Annotated in this window: 13 protein-coding genes; 9 read left to right on the forward strand and 4 right to left on the reverse strand. The window is 72.8% G+C overall.

The features are described 5' to 3' along the window. The first annotated feature begins 34 nt into the window (after positions 1 to 34). The 6 genes from A4R25_RS06940 to A4R25_RS06965 all read left to right on the forward strand — a co-directional run bounded on the left by A4R25_RS06940 (position 35) and on the right by A4R25_RS06965 (position 6,004). Positions 35 to 1,996, forward strand: coding sequence for a BTAD domain-containing putative transcriptional regulator (locus A4R25_RS06940; protein WP_064446028.1), 1,962 nt, complete (start codon positions 35 to 37; stop codon positions 1,994 to 1,996). Between the two features lie 9 nt (positions 1,997 to 2,005). After that, positions 2,006 to 3,397 carry a pyridoxal-dependent decarboxylase gene (locus A4R25_RS06945; RefSeq protein WP_064446029.1) on the forward strand — a complete coding sequence of 464 codons (1,392 nt, stop codon included), beginning with the start codon at positions 2,006 to 2,008 and terminating at the stop codon, positions 3,395 to 3,397. 124 nt (positions 3,398 to 3,521) lie between these two features. Continuing rightward, the gene (locus A4R25_RS06950) at positions 3,522 to 3,923 is read left to right on the forward strand and encodes a YbaB/EbfC family nucleoid-associated protein (RefSeq protein WP_064446030.1); all 402 of its coding nucleotides are present in this window, start codon (positions 3,522 to 3,524) and stop codon (positions 3,921 to 3,923) included. Continuing rightward, entirely contained in the window at positions 3,910 to 4,230 is a 321-nt protein-coding gene (locus tag A4R25_RS06955) for a type VII secretion target (protein ID WP_043324197.1), read from the forward strand. Before A4R25_RS06950 ends, A4R25_RS06955 begins: the two co-directional genes overlap by 14 nt. Beyond that, entirely contained in the window at positions 4,227 to 5,516 is a 1,290-nt protein-coding gene (locus A4R25_RS31735) for a hypothetical protein (protein ID WP_231915443.1), read from the forward strand. Before A4R25_RS06955 ends, A4R25_RS31735 begins: the two co-directional genes overlap by 4 nt. Before the next feature lie 14 nt (positions 5,517 to 5,530). Next, positions 5,531 to 6,004, forward strand: coding sequence for a hypothetical protein (locus A4R25_RS06965; RefSeq protein ID WP_043324199.1), 474 nt, complete (start codon positions 5,531 to 5,533; stop codon positions 6,002 to 6,004). Positions 6,005 to 6,058: 54 nt separating this feature from the next. Here A4R25_RS06965 and A4R25_RS06970 read toward each other — a convergent pair whose 3' ends face one another. Continuing rightward, complete coding sequence (locus A4R25_RS06970) at positions 6,059 to 6,850, reverse strand: class I SAM-dependent methyltransferase (protein ID WP_064446031.1); 792 nt, start codon at positions 6,848 to 6,850, stop codon at positions 6,059 to 6,061. A 203-nt stretch (positions 6,851 to 7,053) separates the two neighbouring features. On the opposite strand from A4R25_RS06970, the gene A4R25_RS06975 reads away from it, so the two are divergent. Genes A4R25_RS06975 through A4R25_RS06985 form a run of 3 tightly spaced genes read left to right on the forward strand, consistent with a single transcriptional unit; the run spans position 7,054 to position 9,700 of the window. Continuing rightward, positions 7,054 to 7,890 (forward strand): CPBP family intramembrane glutamic endopeptidase, encoded by an 837-nt coding sequence (locus A4R25_RS06975; protein WP_064446032.1) that lies wholly within the window; start codon positions 7,054 to 7,056, stop codon positions 7,888 to 7,890. After that, entirely contained in the window at positions 7,890 to 9,044 is a 1,155-nt protein-coding gene (locus A4R25_RS06980) for a sensor histidine kinase (protein WP_064446033.1), read from the forward strand. The genes A4R25_RS06975 and A4R25_RS06980 overlap by 1 nt, the downstream gene beginning before the upstream one ends. After that, a complete protein-coding gene (locus tag A4R25_RS06985) occupies positions 9,041 to 9,700 on the forward strand; it encodes a response regulator transcription factor (RefSeq protein WP_064446034.1) in 660 nt (219 codons plus the stop codon). Before A4R25_RS06980 ends, A4R25_RS06985 begins: the two co-directional genes overlap by 4 nt. A 1-nt stretch (position 9,701) precedes the next feature. Here A4R25_RS06985 and A4R25_RS06990 read toward each other — a convergent pair whose 3' ends face one another. From A4R25_RS06990 to A4R25_RS07000, 3 genes are read right to left on the reverse strand one after another with little or no spacing between them, the layout of a single operon-like run. Continuing rightward, entirely contained in the window at positions 9,702 to 10,313 is a 612-nt protein-coding gene (locus A4R25_RS06990) for a hypothetical protein (protein WP_064446035.1), read from the reverse strand. A 4-nt stretch (positions 10,314 to 10,317) separates the two neighbouring features. Then, positions 10,318 to 13,773, reverse strand: a complete 3,456-nt coding sequence (locus A4R25_RS06995) for a serine/threonine-protein kinase (RefSeq protein ID WP_064446036.1) — start codon at positions 13,771 to 13,773, stop codon at positions 10,318 to 10,320. Between the two features lie 9 nt (positions 13,774 to 13,782). After that, the gene (locus A4R25_RS07000; protein ID WP_064446037.1) at positions 13,783 to 14,373 is read right to left on the reverse strand and encodes an SAVMC3_10250 family protein; all 591 of its coding nucleotides are present in this window, start codon (positions 14,371 to 14,373) and stop codon (positions 13,783 to 13,785) included. Between the last annotated feature and the right edge of the window lie 188 nt (positions 14,374 to 14,561).

A 14,561-nucleotide genomic window follows, 5' to 3' on the forward strand; every position in this document is an offset into this window, starting at 1 on the left:
AGCGCGATACGGTGACCGCTGTCGAGGAGGGTCGGTGCCTGTCGGTTTCGGTGTGCTGGGTCCGGTCACGGCCTGGGACGACGCGGGTGAGCCGGTCGACCTGAAGGGGCCCCGGCACCGGGCCGTGCTGGCCCGGCTGGTCGCCGCCCGGGGCCGGGTGGTGCCGGTCGGGCAGATCGTCGACGACCTGTGGGACGACCCGCCGGCCGGCGCGGTGGGCGCGGTCCGCACGTTCGTCGCGGCGCTGCGCCGCCGCCTGGAACCGCGCCGTCCGCCACGCGAGCCGGCCCGGCTGCTGGTCACCGAGGGACCGGGGTACGCGCTGCGCGCCGACCCGGGCGCCGTCGACGCCTGGCGGTTCGAGGACACCGTCAACGCGGCAGCCGACGCGCTGCCCCGGGCCGCGCTCGACCGGCTCGACGAGGCGCTGGGCTGGTGGCGCGGACCCGCGTACGCCGACTTCGACCAGCCGTGGGCGCACGCCGAACGGTCCCGGCTCGACCAGATCCGGCTCACCGCCGTCGAGCGGCGGGCCGAGGCGCTGCTGGCACTGGACCGGGCCGCCGACGCCGTACCCGATCTCGACGCGTACGTCGCCGCGTACCCGTGGCGGGAGGACGGGTGGGCGCTGCTGGCGTCGGCGCTCTACCGCGCCGGGCGGCAGGCCGACGCGCTCGCCGTGCTGCGCCGCGCCCGGGAGCTGCTGCGCGACCAGCTCGGGCTGGACCCCGGACCCCGGCTGCGGCGGCTGGAGACCGACCTGCTGCGCCAGGCCGAACCCGAACCGACCGGCGCGGCGCGCGTCTGGGCCGAGACCGCCGCGGCGTACGAGCGCAGTGTGGTGCCCGGCGCGCGGGCCCGGCTGGAGTCCACTGTCGGGCTGCTGCGCAGCCTCGCGGTGACCGGGCCGGGCGGACTGGAGGCCGCCCGGGACCACCGCGAAGCGGCTATCAGCGCCGCCGAGCAACTGGGCGACCCGGAGTTCACGGCGCGGGTCATCGGCGGGTACGACGTACCCGCGATCTGGACCCGCTCGGACGACCCGGCGCAGGCGGCCCGGGTCGTCGCGGCGGCACAGCGGGCGCTCGCCGGGCTGGGCCCGGACGCGCCGGAGGCGACCCGCGCCCGGCTGCTGGCCACCGTCGCGATCGAGTCCCGAGGTACGGCGTCACCCGGCCCGGCGCAGTCCGCGCGGGAAGCGGAGGCGATCGCCCGGCGGGTGGCCGACCCGGCGCTGCTGGCCCAGGCGCTCAACGGCGTCTACATGCAGACGTTCCAGCGGGCCGGGCTCGCCCCGCAGCGGGACGCGGTCGGCGTCGAACTGGTCGCGCTCGCCGCCCGGCACGGCCTGGCCACAGTGGAGATCCTCGGGCACCTGATCCGCGTGCAGGCGCGCAGCGCGCTCGCCGACTTCACCACCGCCGACGCGCACGCCGACGCGGCGGACCGGCTCGCCGCCCGGCACGAGAGCCCCCTCGTCGGTGTGTTCACCGGTGGCTACCGGGCCATGCGGACCGCCGCCACCGGCGCCGCGTACCCGGATGCGGAGGCGGCGTACCGGTCGTGGGCGACCGGGCTGGCCGGCTGCGGGATGCCCGGCGTGGAACGCGGGCTGCTGCCGCTGGCGCTGCTGTGCCTGCGGGTGTGGCACGACCGGCCCGCCGACTTCCCGGCCGACACCGACTGGGGCCCGTACGCGCCCTGGACGCGCCCGCTGCTGCTGCTCGCCGCCGACCGGCGCGACGAGGCAGCCAGGGCGTTGCGCCGCACCCCGGCGCCGCCGCGTGAACTGCTGCAGGAGGCGCTGTGGTGCCTCACCGGCCGCGCCGCTGTGGCGCTCGGGGACCGGGACGCGACGCTCCGGGCGCGCGACGCGCTCGTCCCGGCGGCGGGCGAGGTGGCCGGGGCGGGCAGCGGTCTGCTCACCGTCGGGCCGGTGGCCGCACACCTGGACCGCCTCGACGCCGCCCTCGAAGGGAGCGGCGACCGGGGCTAGGGTGCGGCGATGGACGAGCTGAGGCACCTATTGCGGCGCGCCGCCGACCATGCGGCTGACTACCGGCTGTCGCTGCCGGACCGGCCGGTCGGCGTACCCGTGGACCAGGCCGCGCTGACCGAGGCGTTCGCCGGTCCGTTGCCGGACGCGCCCACCCCGCCCGGGCAGGTCCTCGCCGACCTGGTGCCCGCCGCCGAGCCGGGCCTGGTCGCCACCGCCGGCCCCCGTTACTTCGGCTTCGTCGTCGGCGGCGCCTCGCCCGCCGCCACCGCCGCCGACATGCTGGCCGTCGGCTGGGACCAGATCGCGTTCAACGCGGTCACCTCCCCCGCCGCCGTGGCCGCCGAGACGGCCGCCGGCGGCTGGCTGAAGGACCTGCTGGGCATCCCGGCGACCGCGTCGGTCGGCTTCGTCACCGGCGCGCAGGCGGCGAACACCGCCGGGCTCGCCGCCGCCCGCCACCAGGTGCTCGCCGACGCCGGCTGGGACGTGGAGCGGCGCGGCCTGTCCGGCGCGCCGGCGGTACGCGTGTTCGCCGGGGCTGAGCGGCACGCCACCATCGACAGGTCGCTGCGCCTGCTCGGCCTCGGCACCGACGCGCTGCACGCGGTGCCGACCGGCCCGCAGGGCGCGATCGACCCGGACGCCCTGGAAGCCGCGCTGCGCGACGCCGGTCCCGGCCCGACCATCGTCTGCCTGCAGGCGGGCAACGTGAACACCGGCGCGTGCGACGACCTGCGCCGGGCCTGCGACCTGGTCCACCGGTACGGCGGCTGGGCGCACGTGGACGGCGCGTTCGGGCTGTGGGCGGCTGCCAGCCCGTCGACCCGGCACCTGGTCGACGGACTGGAGAACGCCGACTCGTGGGCCTGCGACGGCCACAAGTGGCTGAACCTGCCGTACGACAGCGCGTTCGCGTTCTGCGCCCGGCCCGACGCGCATACGGCGGCCATGTCGCTCGCGGCCGCGTACCTCGTGGGTTCCGGTGGTGTGCCGGCGGGCGCGGACCTGACCGCGGAGTCCTCGCGCCGCGCCCGGGGTTTCGCGGTCTGGGCGGGCCTGCGGGAGCTGGGCCGCGACGGCGTCGGCGCGCTTGTCGAGCGGTGCTGCGCGCTGGCGCGCCGGTTCGCCGACGGGCTCGCCGGAGCCGGGTTCGAGGTGGTGAACGACGTGGTGCTCAACCAGGTGCTCGTCGGGTTCGGCGACGACGCGCGCACCGACCGGGTGGTGGCCGCCGCGCAGGTCGACGGGACGTGCTGGGTGGGCGGGACGACGTGGCGGGGGCGGCGGCTGATGCGGATCTCGGTGTCGAACGCGACCACGACGGAGGCGGACGTGGACCGGTCGGTGGCGGCCCTCATCCGGGTGGCCCACCGGGACGGCGGCGACATGGTTCACTGAGGACGGTTACCGGCCGCGGCGGCAGTTGCCTGGCCGAACCGCTTCACATGCCTCGGCGGGGCACACACGCAGCGCGATCGGTTGGTAGCGTGGCGCTCACCACTGTCCCCTGGGGAGGGTCGTGATGTGGGCGGACGAGGCCGCGCTGGACGCGGCGGCACGACGGCTCGACGAGTGGGAGTCGTCCCTGGCCGATCGGGCGGCACGGGCCCGCGACCTGTCCGCCCGCACCCAGACGCTGACCGGCATCGCGCGCAGCGCCGACGGTCTGGTCGAGGTCACCGTCGACTCGTCCGGGCTGCTCGCCGACCTGCGGCTGGACGAACGCGTCCGGCAGCACTCCGCCGCACACACCGCCCGGCAGATTCTCGCCGTCACCCGGGACGCCCGCGCCGACCTGCTGCGACGGCTCACCGAGGCCACCACCGCGGCACTCGGCGCGGACGACCCGGCCGGGCAGGCGATCGTCGAGTCCCACCAGCGGCGGCTCGGCCCCGACCCGGGCATGCCGGATGCCGCCCGGTGACGGCCTCCAGGTCGACCCCGACGACCTGACCGCGCACGCCGCACACCTCCGCCGCTGCGCCGACAGCATCGACACCGCCCGGCAGGCCGGCCAGCACGTCAGGCTGGGCGCCGACGCGTACGGGCAGCTCTGCGCGATCATGCCGGTCCTGCTCGACGGTCTCCAGCGGACGCTCACCGACGGCATCGGCACCGCCGCCACGTCGGTCCGCGACACCGCCGGGAAGCTGCGGTCCAGCGCCGAGCGCTACCGCGCCTCCGACGCGCACGCCGCCGACCTGCTCGACCGGGTACGGCAGCGGCGGTGACCACGAACCCACTGGTCGCCGCCGCGGCGGACTCCGGTCCGAGTCCCTGGGCCGGCGTGTGGATCTGCGAGGACATCGAACTCATCGCCCAGGGCGTCCGCACCGGCAGCTGGATCGACGGCAGCCTCGGCGTGGTCAGCGCCGGCCTCGACGCGCTCGCGCTCGTGTCCGACCCGGCCGGAGCACTCCTCCAGTACGGCATCGCCTGGCTCATCGAACACGTCAAGCCGCTCAGCGAAGCCCTCGACTGGCTCGCCGGCGACCCCGCCGAGATCACCGCGCACGCGCAGACCTGGCGCAACGTCGCCGCGTCCCTGCGCGAGGACGCCGCCGATCTGGCCCACGCCGTACGCACCGAGGTCGCCGGCTGGACCGGCGCCGCCGCCACCGGCTACCGGCGCTGGGCGGGCGAACAGCAGCAGGCAATCACCGGGCTCGCGCAAGGCGCCGAGGCGATGGCCGCGATCACCGAAGGCGCCGCCGGCCTGGTCGCGGCCGTGCGGCTGCTGGTCCGCGACGCCATCGCCGCCTGCGTGTCCCGCCTGATCGTGTACGCGGCCGAACTGGTCGCCACGGCGGGGCTGGCGACGCCGCTCGTGGTGGAGCAGGTGACGACGACAGTGGCGTCGTGGGCGGCGCGGATCGGGAGGTTGCTGCGGGGGTTGCTGGCGAGTCTGCGGCGGCTGATGCCGGAGATGCGGCGGCTGGGTGAGCTGATCGGGAAGCTGAAGGAGGCACTGAGCCGCCTTCTGGGTCGTCGCTCGCCTGAGGCTCCGGGTGGCGGATCCGCCAAACCGGACGGACCGCACGGGTTGAGGCCCACCGACTTCGATCCGGGCCGACACCACGGCCCACTCGGCGACGAGTTCCGCCCGGGGGTGCACGATCCGCGCGGGTTGTTCGAGGACAAGGAGCGGGCCATCGCGGACCGCCTCGCGGTCGAAGGTGACATGGTGCACCCGAGAGAACGAATCGACGACGCTCACAAGATGAAGAATCCCGATGCGATGGTGCGGACTGGTCCGGAGGATCCCGGCGTGATCACCGAGTTCAAGACACTGGTCGGGTCAGGCAGCAGTAGCGTGCGGCGGAATATCCTTGAGGCGGGTGAACAGGCAGGATCGGACGGGGTCGCGGTTCTCGACGGTCGTAACGTCGGTTTGACCGAGGAGGATGCGCGACGAGGCTACGGCCGGGCGGCAGGACAGGCCCGTGTTCATGACCAGCAGATGCCGGCGACTGTGCGCATCATTCTCGGCAACGGCCACATCATCGATCTTCCCTAGGAGCCGGGCGGCGCATGTCCACCTTCGAGCACATCTTCATTCACACCGACCTGGCCCCCGAGGGTGTGGCGGCAGAGCTCGCCAGCCGCATGCACGTGGAGTTCAGCCGAGACGACGAGGGCAAGGTGTACCTCAGTCGGCCGGCCTCGGACGGGCGGCCCGGCGTCGTCGGCGGCGAGTTGTCCGTCAACCGTTACAGCTATCCGCTCGACGAGCCGGAGGAAGAGTCCGTCATCGACGGGTACAGCGTCGTGTGGGACGTCGGATACAGCCGACGGGACGGCGAGGTGCAGCGTGACGAGGCGCGACGGTTGTTCACCGAGTTGACCGCGGTGAGCCCTTGGCCGGTGCTTCTCCTGCACGGCCTGGACCTGCTTGTCGCAGCCTGGGAGCCCCGGTCGGGTTACCGGGACTTCCCGCCCGGCACCACGCCCGACTTCATACACCGCGCGCTCTGGGAGAAGCACCGCCGGCCGTCGGCGGGTTGAACGGGCTGGTGGTGCGGCGTCGTGGGCATCGTGCTGAACCCCGTCGGGAATCGGCTACGAGCCGAGGATCCCGCACTGCAGCCGGACGGTGACGCGCTCGGTCACCACGTCCACCCCGCCGAGAGCCTCGCGTACGTCGGCGGCGAACTCCGCGCGTTGATGCAAAGTAGGCAGCCGTTCGGCCGACATAGCGGAGAAGACACCGCCGACCATGTCGTCGACAGTGAGCGGGGCGTCGTACCGCACCGACGTCTCCTCGTACCGATATCCGGCCCCCACGAGCGCCTCCCGGTTGCGCCGACGCCCATCCTCGTCGGTCTGGCATCTTCCGGTGACCGGGTAGCCGACCATCCGCTCCAGGCATCCGCGCAGCCCGATCGACCACTCGGTGTCCTGCATCCACAGGGGTTCGCCGTTGGTGACGACCGCGATGCCACCGCCGGAGCGCAACAACGGCCGTGCCGCCTCGAAGAGGGCGTCGCGGTCCATGAAGTGAATGGCGACGGCGACGGTCAGCGCACCGACACTCCCCTCGCCGAGCAGCCGGGACAACGCGGGCACGTCACTGTCGCCGCCGAGCACCCATGTGGCGTTGGCGGTCCCCTGGTCCAGGGCGGCACGCCGGGCGATGGCCAGCATGTCCGGTTCCTGGTCCATGCCGACGACAGCGCCCACCCGGTCGGCGAGCGGGATGCTCAACTGACCGGTGCCGCAGCCGAGGTCGACGACGGTGTCGTCAGGACCGAGACCGAAGACTGCCGCCAGCGCGTCGACCGCCTCGGGCGGATAGCCGCGCCGATGCCGTGCGTAGTAGGTCGCCACCTCACCGCCGAAGCCCGTCGCCATGCCGGCAGCCTGCCCGCCGCGACCGTCGCGAGGCCAGCCGTTCTGCTCAGGGCACGCCCTCGAAACGCCGCGACCGCCGCGCCTGTCCCCCGTGCGAGCTACCCGCAAGTGTCCACCGCGCGGTGACGTTTCCCGGCCTGCGAATCCATAGCGTTCCAGGTGAACCGCGGCGCTCCGGCCGCGGACCTTCCGAAGGAAACGTCATGCGTGTGGTGAAGCAGTTCCTGGCCGTCGTCGCGGTCAGTGTCGTCGGCAGCCTGGCGGTCGTCGCGGCACAGGACAACGCCGGGCTCAGCCTGATCCTCGGCGCCGCGACCGCCGCGGCCGCGATCATCGTGTACGGGTGGGTGGTGCGTCGTACCGAACGGCGCGAGGTCACCGAGCTGGCCCGGAACGGCGCGGCCGCCCGGCTCAACCGCGGGGTGCTGATCGGGTTCGCCATGTTCGCGGCGGTCATCGGCAACATCGCCCTCATGGGCGGCTACCACGTACACGACATCGGCTCGGTGTCCGGCGCGGTGGGCATGGTCGGGTTCATGGCCGCCGCGGCGGTGACCGAGGAGCTGATGTTCCGCGGGCTGCTGTTCCGCCTGGTCGAGGAGCGGCTCGGTACGTGGCTCTCGCTGCTGCTGACCGGCGTACTGTTCGGCCTGATGCACCTGCTGAACCCGGACGCCAGCCTGTGGGGTGCCACCGCCATCGCGATCGAGGCCGGGTTCATGCTGGCGGCCTGCTATGCCGCGACCCGCAACCTGTGGGTACCCATCGGCCTGCACTTCGGCTGGAACTTCGCCGCCGGCGGCGTCTTCGGCGTCGTCGTCTCCGGCAACGGCGAATCGGAAGGGCTGCTGGACGCCACCACGTCGGGTTCGACGCTGCTCAGCGGCGGCGACTTCGGGCCGGAGGGCAGCCTCTACACGGTGGCTGCCGGGGTGGCGCTGACAGTGGTCTTCCTCTGGCTGGCGCACCGCCGTGGTCACATCGTGACGCGGCGCCGCCGCGCGGCCGAGGCCCCGGCGGAGAGCGTTACGGTCTCCTGATGATCACCCGACGGATGCTCCAGGACTCGTGGCGGCGCTGGCCCGTCACGGTCCGGGATCTCCCGCTGGCGCTGGTGATCGCGCTCGCAGCAGTGACCCCGCCGCTGCGCGGCATCGGTACGCAGCTCGGCGATCTGCCCGCCCGGCCGTTCGACGCGCTGACAGTCGTGGTGATCGCCCTGGAGTGCCTTCCGCTGGCGCTGCGCCGCAGCCGCCCGGCGCTGTCCCTCGCCCTGGTGTCACTCGGCTTCGCGCTCGACCAGGTGCGCGCGTACCACACCTTCGCGGGCGCCGCGCTCGCCGTCGCGCTGGTGAGCGCGGGCGCCAACCTGGACCGAGGCCGCCGTACGACGGTGCTCGCCGGCTCCCTCGCGTACATCGGTCTGGCGGTCGTGCTGGATCGGCAGGGGTCGACCGAGGGCGTGGTCGGGTTCACCACGTTCTACCTGCTGCTGGCGCTCGCCTGGGGCACCGGGGCGTGGCTGCGGCAGGACCGCGCCGCCGAGACCGAACGCCGCCGGCACGTCGCCGACACCGCCCGCGCCGCCGAACGCGCCCGCATCGCCGGTGAACTCCACGACGTGGTCACCCACCACGTGACGGCGATGGTGGTGCAGGCCGAGGCGGCCCGCTACCTGACCGCCGCGCCCGACCGCCTCGACACCACACTGACCGCCATCACCGACACCGGCCGCCGTGCCATCGGCGACCTGCGGCTGCTGCTCGACGTGCTCAACCCCGACCACGGTACGGAGCCACGCGCACCATCGGTCGGCGAGCTGGACACCCTGGTGGAGCAGACCCGGCAGGCCGGGCAACCGGTGGAGTTCACGCAGCAGGGCACCCCGGCGGAGGTGACCGGCGGCGCGGAGATGGCCGCGTACCGGGTGGTGCAGGAGGCGCTGACGAACGCCCTCAAACACGCGCACGGCCGCCCCACCGCTGTCCACGTACACCATGGAGACCGGGAGATCACGGTGGAGATCAGCACGGACGGCCCGGGCCCGCGCGCCGCGGGTCCGGGCGGAAGCGGACGCGGCCTGGCCGGGCTGCGCGAGCGCGTCTCGTTGCTCGGCGGCGAGTTCGACGCGGGACGCCGGGCGGGCGACGGCTTCGTCGTCCGGGCGCGCATCCCCACCGGGAGCGCGTCGTGACCGCGCCGATCCGGGTGCTGGTCTGCGACGACCAGGCGCTGATCCGTACCGGATTCACCACCATCATCGACGCGCAGCCGGACATGACGGCGGTGGGCGAGTGCGGCGACGGCCACGCCGCGGTCGACCTCGCCGGCCGCCTGCGGCCCGACGTGGTGGTGATGGACGTACGCATGCCGGTGCTCGACGGCATCAAGGCCACCCGCCTGCTGGCCGGCGCGGGCGTCGCCCACCCGGTCAAGGTGCTGGTGGTGACGACGTTCAACCTCGACGAGTACGTCTACGAGGCGCTGCGCGCCGGCGCGAGCGGGTTCCTGCTCAAGGACGCCCCGCCGGCGCAGCTGCTGCACGGCATCCGCACCGTCGCCTCCGGCGCCGCGCTGCTGGCGCCCGAGGTGACGCGGCAGCTCGTCGGCCGGTACGCGGCGCGGATCCGCCCGGCCGAGGGCGCACCTGCGGACGTGGGGCTGACGCCGCGTGAGCTGGAGGTGCTGCGGCTGATCGCCGACGGGCTGTCGAACAGCGAGATCGCGGCAAGGTTGGTGATCAGTCAGGAGACGGTGAAGACGTACGTGTCACGGATCCTGACGAAGCTGGATCTGCGGGACCGGGTGCAGGCGGTGGTGTACGCGTACCGCACCGGCCTGGTCACCTGATCTACCCGCCAGGAACCGACACACCATCGTCGTCGAGAGGTGAGCCGTCCAGGGCGCGATCGGTCTCCGCGGCGGTCAAACGCACGATCACGTCGCCGTCGGAGGTCGGGAAGCGGGTGAAACGCAACAGGACGAACCCCGAACGGTTGCTGCCCCGCACGCCGTTGCCGAGGGGCATCGTGTGCACACCCTCGACAAGCCATTGATAGAGCGGCTGCGCGTCCGTGTCACGCCAGCCCTTCAAGCCGGCGTGGTGAACCGCCAGGGTCAGCTTCTCCGCCAGGTACTCGGGGTCGCAGACGCTGGTGATCGTCAGGTCGAGTTCCGCGAACCGGTGTGCCGGCCCGAAGTGCCACAGTGCCCGCACCTCGCGGACCCCCGGGGTCAGCGGCCGTCCGACGAACAACCAGTCGTACGCGTCCAGGAAGGGTGCGTGGCGCTTGAGCCAGCTCTCCCTGTCCTGCTCCCGCACGACCCAGGGCAGAGGGATCTCGTTGAACTCGTCGGTCCACACGACTTCGGGAATCTCCCAGGCGTCGAGCCAGGTTCTGACGCGCTCGCGGTTGGCCAGGAACGCGGCTCGCAGTTCATCGCGCTGGCGCCGTCCCCTCATCGGATCACTCTCCGTAGTCCCAATCGAGGCCCCAGATGCGGACATTGCCCTGGTGGTCGCCGGTGACGACGGTGCCGAACGCGGCGTCGACGCGTATCGCTGTGACCTGGGCGTGGTGACCGTGCAGTGAGCGGATCCGGCGTCCGGCGCGCAGGTCCCAGACGTCAACGGTTTGCTCTCCCGGGTCTCCGGCGACCGCGAACCTCCCGTCGGGCGACACCACCACCTCCTCGACCCCGGAGAGGCGTCCAGCCGGGTCGTCGAGAGCCCTCCCGTCGAACACCAACTCTCCGCTCGTGGCGTCCCAGACGACGAAGCCGGTCAGCCCGGCGATGACGGCGAGCCGACGGGAGTCCGTGAAGGCCAACGCCGCCGACGAGCTGTGCTTGACCCGGTCGAGCTGGTACGACGGGCGCCTGTCACCCGGTCGCCACGCGGTCAGGCGGGTCATCCCGGCCAGCAGCAGCATCCCGGAGGCGAACCGGATCTCCGTGTGCGGGTCGACGTCCGCAAAGGTCTTCACGGGCTTTCCGGTGTCCATCGACCGGACCTCCACGGCGGCCGTGTCGTGGGTTCGCAGCTGCACGGCGATCGAGCGGGACGCCTCGTCGGCCGTGACGCCGACGATCGTGCCGGGTCCGGTGCGGACCGTCGCGACGCAGGCAGCCGCCTCCAGCGACCACACCGTCGCCAACCCGTGGCCGAAGCCGACCGCCAACAGGTCGCCCGTGATGTCGAGCGTGGTGTTCCCGTCGTCGCGAGGCAGGGCGCCGGCGACCTTGAACCGGGGCTCGAAGGTCCTGGTGTCGTGGCAGGCGACCGATCCGTCGGAGTAGCTGATGATCATGTCCCGGCCGCCCCTGGCGAAGGACAGGCTGGTGGCGGGGTTCCGCCGCTTGGTGACCGCGCCTGCCTTCTCCAGCGTCTCCAGGTCGAAGATCTCGACCTCGTCGACATTGGCCGGGAAGGCGAACAACCGGCCGGAGGCGCCGATGTCGAAGGTGCCACGGGTGAGCATGACATCGGACAGCTCCTGCTCCAGCCAGATGCCGGTCAATCCGGTGCGCCGCAGGTTCCGGCCCAGGGCCCTGGAGGCCCGGCGTAGCCGCGGATGACGTTCGTGGCCGGGAACGGCACGCGCCTCGCGGATCGCGTCCGCTGCGCGCCGATCCTCTCCGGCCGCGATCATCGCCTCGACGCGTTCCATGACCTGGTCGAACGCCCGCTCGTCGCGCGCGAGGGCACCGACCGGGCGGGGCGGCGCGTACGACCGCGGAGCGAGGTGTCCGCTGAGTGGCATGGGAAGTCGGGAGAGCGAGGTCTGGCCACTGTAGCCGTGCGATTCGGCGATGACGGCGTAGCCGCAGTCCCCGCTGAACGCCGTCGCGTCGCGGCGTGAGCCCCGCGCCCAGTCCTTCGGGAAGGTGCGGACGCATCGGCGGATGGCGAGTTCGAGGACCTGAAGGTCTCCGGTCCCGGGGTCGAGCAGAGCCCAGCCGGCCCGGCCGGAGACGCCGAGCATGCGGTATCCGGTCAGCCAGGGGATCTCCCACCGTCGCGGTTCGTCCCAGACCCGCATGTCCACCACTGTCAGGGACTGGTAGCCGGTTCTCAGGACGGTCGACCCGTCCGGCGCCAGGGCGACCTTCTGGCCGTCGCCGTCCATCTCGTCGGTGGGTATGTGCAGGCCCCGCATCCTCGTGTCCCGCAGGGGCCACCACTGCTCCACACGGTGGTCGACGGCGGAGCCGGGACGACCCAGTGAGGCGGAGACGCAGACCTCGGCGTCCGGGCCGAGGATCACCCGGGTGACAGTGCCGTCGTGGGGGCGGATGCCGGCGACCGGCTTCCACGCGTCGGTGCGGAAGACGAGGACGCGGCCGTCGCCCGTACCCACAGCCGCGAAGCCACCCTCGGGGCTGAGCGCCACGGCTGTTCCTCCGTCCAGCCGGCCTTCGAGGTAGGCCGTGCCGCCGGCGAGCAGCCACCGTTCGACGCGGGAGTCCTGGTAGCAGACGAGGATCCGCGCTCCGGCGTGGTCGATCGCGACGTCGACGGGAGCCGGGCCGGAGGCGGCGAGTTCCGCGACCACCCGGCCCGCGAAGGCGTCCCAGACCCGCACCCGCCCTGACCTCTCGGCCACCACCACGTGTTTCGCGTCGTGATCGCAGGCCATCGCGACGACCTGGCCGGACAGCTGCCCGAACACCTCGAGCGTGCCCCTCGGCTCCAGTCGGGCACAGCGCTCCCGCGCGGCCGCGATCTCCGGCGATCCCGGATGCTTGCGGTCCGCCTCAGCCAGGTGCCGGGCCGCGAGGACGCCGTCACCGCGTTCCATGTGCACCATCGCGGCCAGGTAGTCCGCCTCCCAGGAGTCGCCCGTGGCGCGCAGTTCCGACAGGAGGATCTCGTCGGTGACCAGGCCGTCGGCCCATTTGAGGAGCCCGTGGTTGTAGACCGCGCGGACGTTGTGCGGGTCGATCGCCTTGGCCCGCTCGAACATCTCGATCGCGCGGCGTTGGTCGCCGAGGTCCCACAGGGACAGCGCCTTGTTGGACAAGCCGTCGGCCTGGAGAGACGGCGACACCTCGTCGGGGCGCGGGTAGGGACCAGATGCGCAGTCCGCGTAGACGCTGAGCAGGACGGCCTCCGCCTCGGCGATGTCGCCGATCCTCGACCGGGGGTCGCGCACCAGGCAGCCGGACAGGAGGTCGCGCAGCGGCCGCGGGAGATCACCGCGTAGCGACGCCAGCGCATCCGCACCGTCGTGTCCCCACTTCCAGAGCCGGCGCCCGTGCAGCAGCTCGATCACCGTCAGCGCCCAGGACCACATGTCGCTGGCCCGGCCGATCCGGCCCTCCGGATCGACCTGTTCCGGCGAGCAGTACTGCGGTGTGAAGCCGCCGAGCGTCGCGTACGAAATCTCGTCGCCACCCTGCGGGGGCGCGGAGACGGACGCCTTCGCCTTGGCCGTGCCGAAGTCGGTCACCCTCGCCGTCTCGCCGTCGTACATGACGTTTGAGGGCTTGATGTCCTGATGCACCAGGCCTGCCGCGTGCGCGTGGCCGATGCCGCGCAGCATCTGGATCGCGACGTCCAGGGCCCGCGGGAGGTCGCGGCACTGCCCGTCCCGGACCGCCGCGGTCAGGTCACCGCCCGCGACCCATTCGGCGAAGATCACCGGGTACGCGCCGACGCGCTGCACGTAGTTGCAGCCGACCACGTTCGGATGGGGATCGAGATCGGTCCAGGCCTGCGCCTCCTGCGCGAGCAGATCGAGGATCCCGGGCGCCGCTGCAAGGTCGGGGCGCGGCGTCTTCACCGCGAGGTCGACGCCCCAGGCGAGGTGATGGGCGCGGTACACGAACCCGGTGCCGCCGGTCTCGACGACCTCCTCGATGCGGAACGTGTCGAGGACGGTCTCCCCCGGCCGCCACCGGATGACCTGCCCCGCGTCCACGCCGAGGCCCTAGTCGACGAGCGCCACGTAGATCGGGCTACCCAGCAGCGTGCCGTCCGGGCCTGGCTTCTCGGCCAGTCGCTTCGCGACGAACTCGACCCGTTGCGCCGGCCCGGGGAGCGCGGCCCCGATCTGCGCCAGCGACTCGTGGAAGCGCTCGTCGTCGAACTCGCCCGGGTCGGCTCGCAATTCCTGGAGCTTGCGGAACAGGTACGGCGGGACCGATCCGACCGGTTCGGCGTCACCTCCACCGACCACGTGCGACGCCGACCCGCCGAGGACGATGACCTGGTCGTCGAGCATCCCCGCGAAGACCACGATGCCGGCGGTGGGGAAGACCTGCCAGCGCATCTCCAGGCAGGCCTGGACGTAGGGGCGTTCCTCGTCCGCGGCGCCGATCTGGTCGGCGTCCTGCAGGTGCCGGATGACCTTCTCCAGCTTGTCGAGGTCGTGGCGCTCGGGCAGGACCGCCTTGCGGCTGTAGCGGACGATCTTCAGGTCCACGGCGAGCTCGGTCTCGTGCTGCGCGGAGGAGGCGACCTGTGCCGCAAGGAGCCCGATCTTGAGATGCGACAGGTAGAGGTAGTACTTGAGGCTCAAGATGCACTCCGGTTACGGGGAGACGTCCGAAGCCCACCCTACGTGGCGCACGCTCGCGCCGCCGACCCTCGATCGACGATGATCGGTGTCCGCCACGCCACCAACCACGACATCCTCCCCTTCGCCGACGCCGGCACCGCCACGGGGGAAGCCGCGGAGATCCGGGCGCTCGCCGCCGCAGGTAGTGG

The organism is Micromonospora sp. NBRC 110037, from assembly GCF_001652995.1.
GTDB classification, from domain to species: Bacteria; Actinomycetota; Actinomycetes; order Mycobacteriales; family Micromonosporaceae; genus Micromonospora; species Micromonospora chalcea.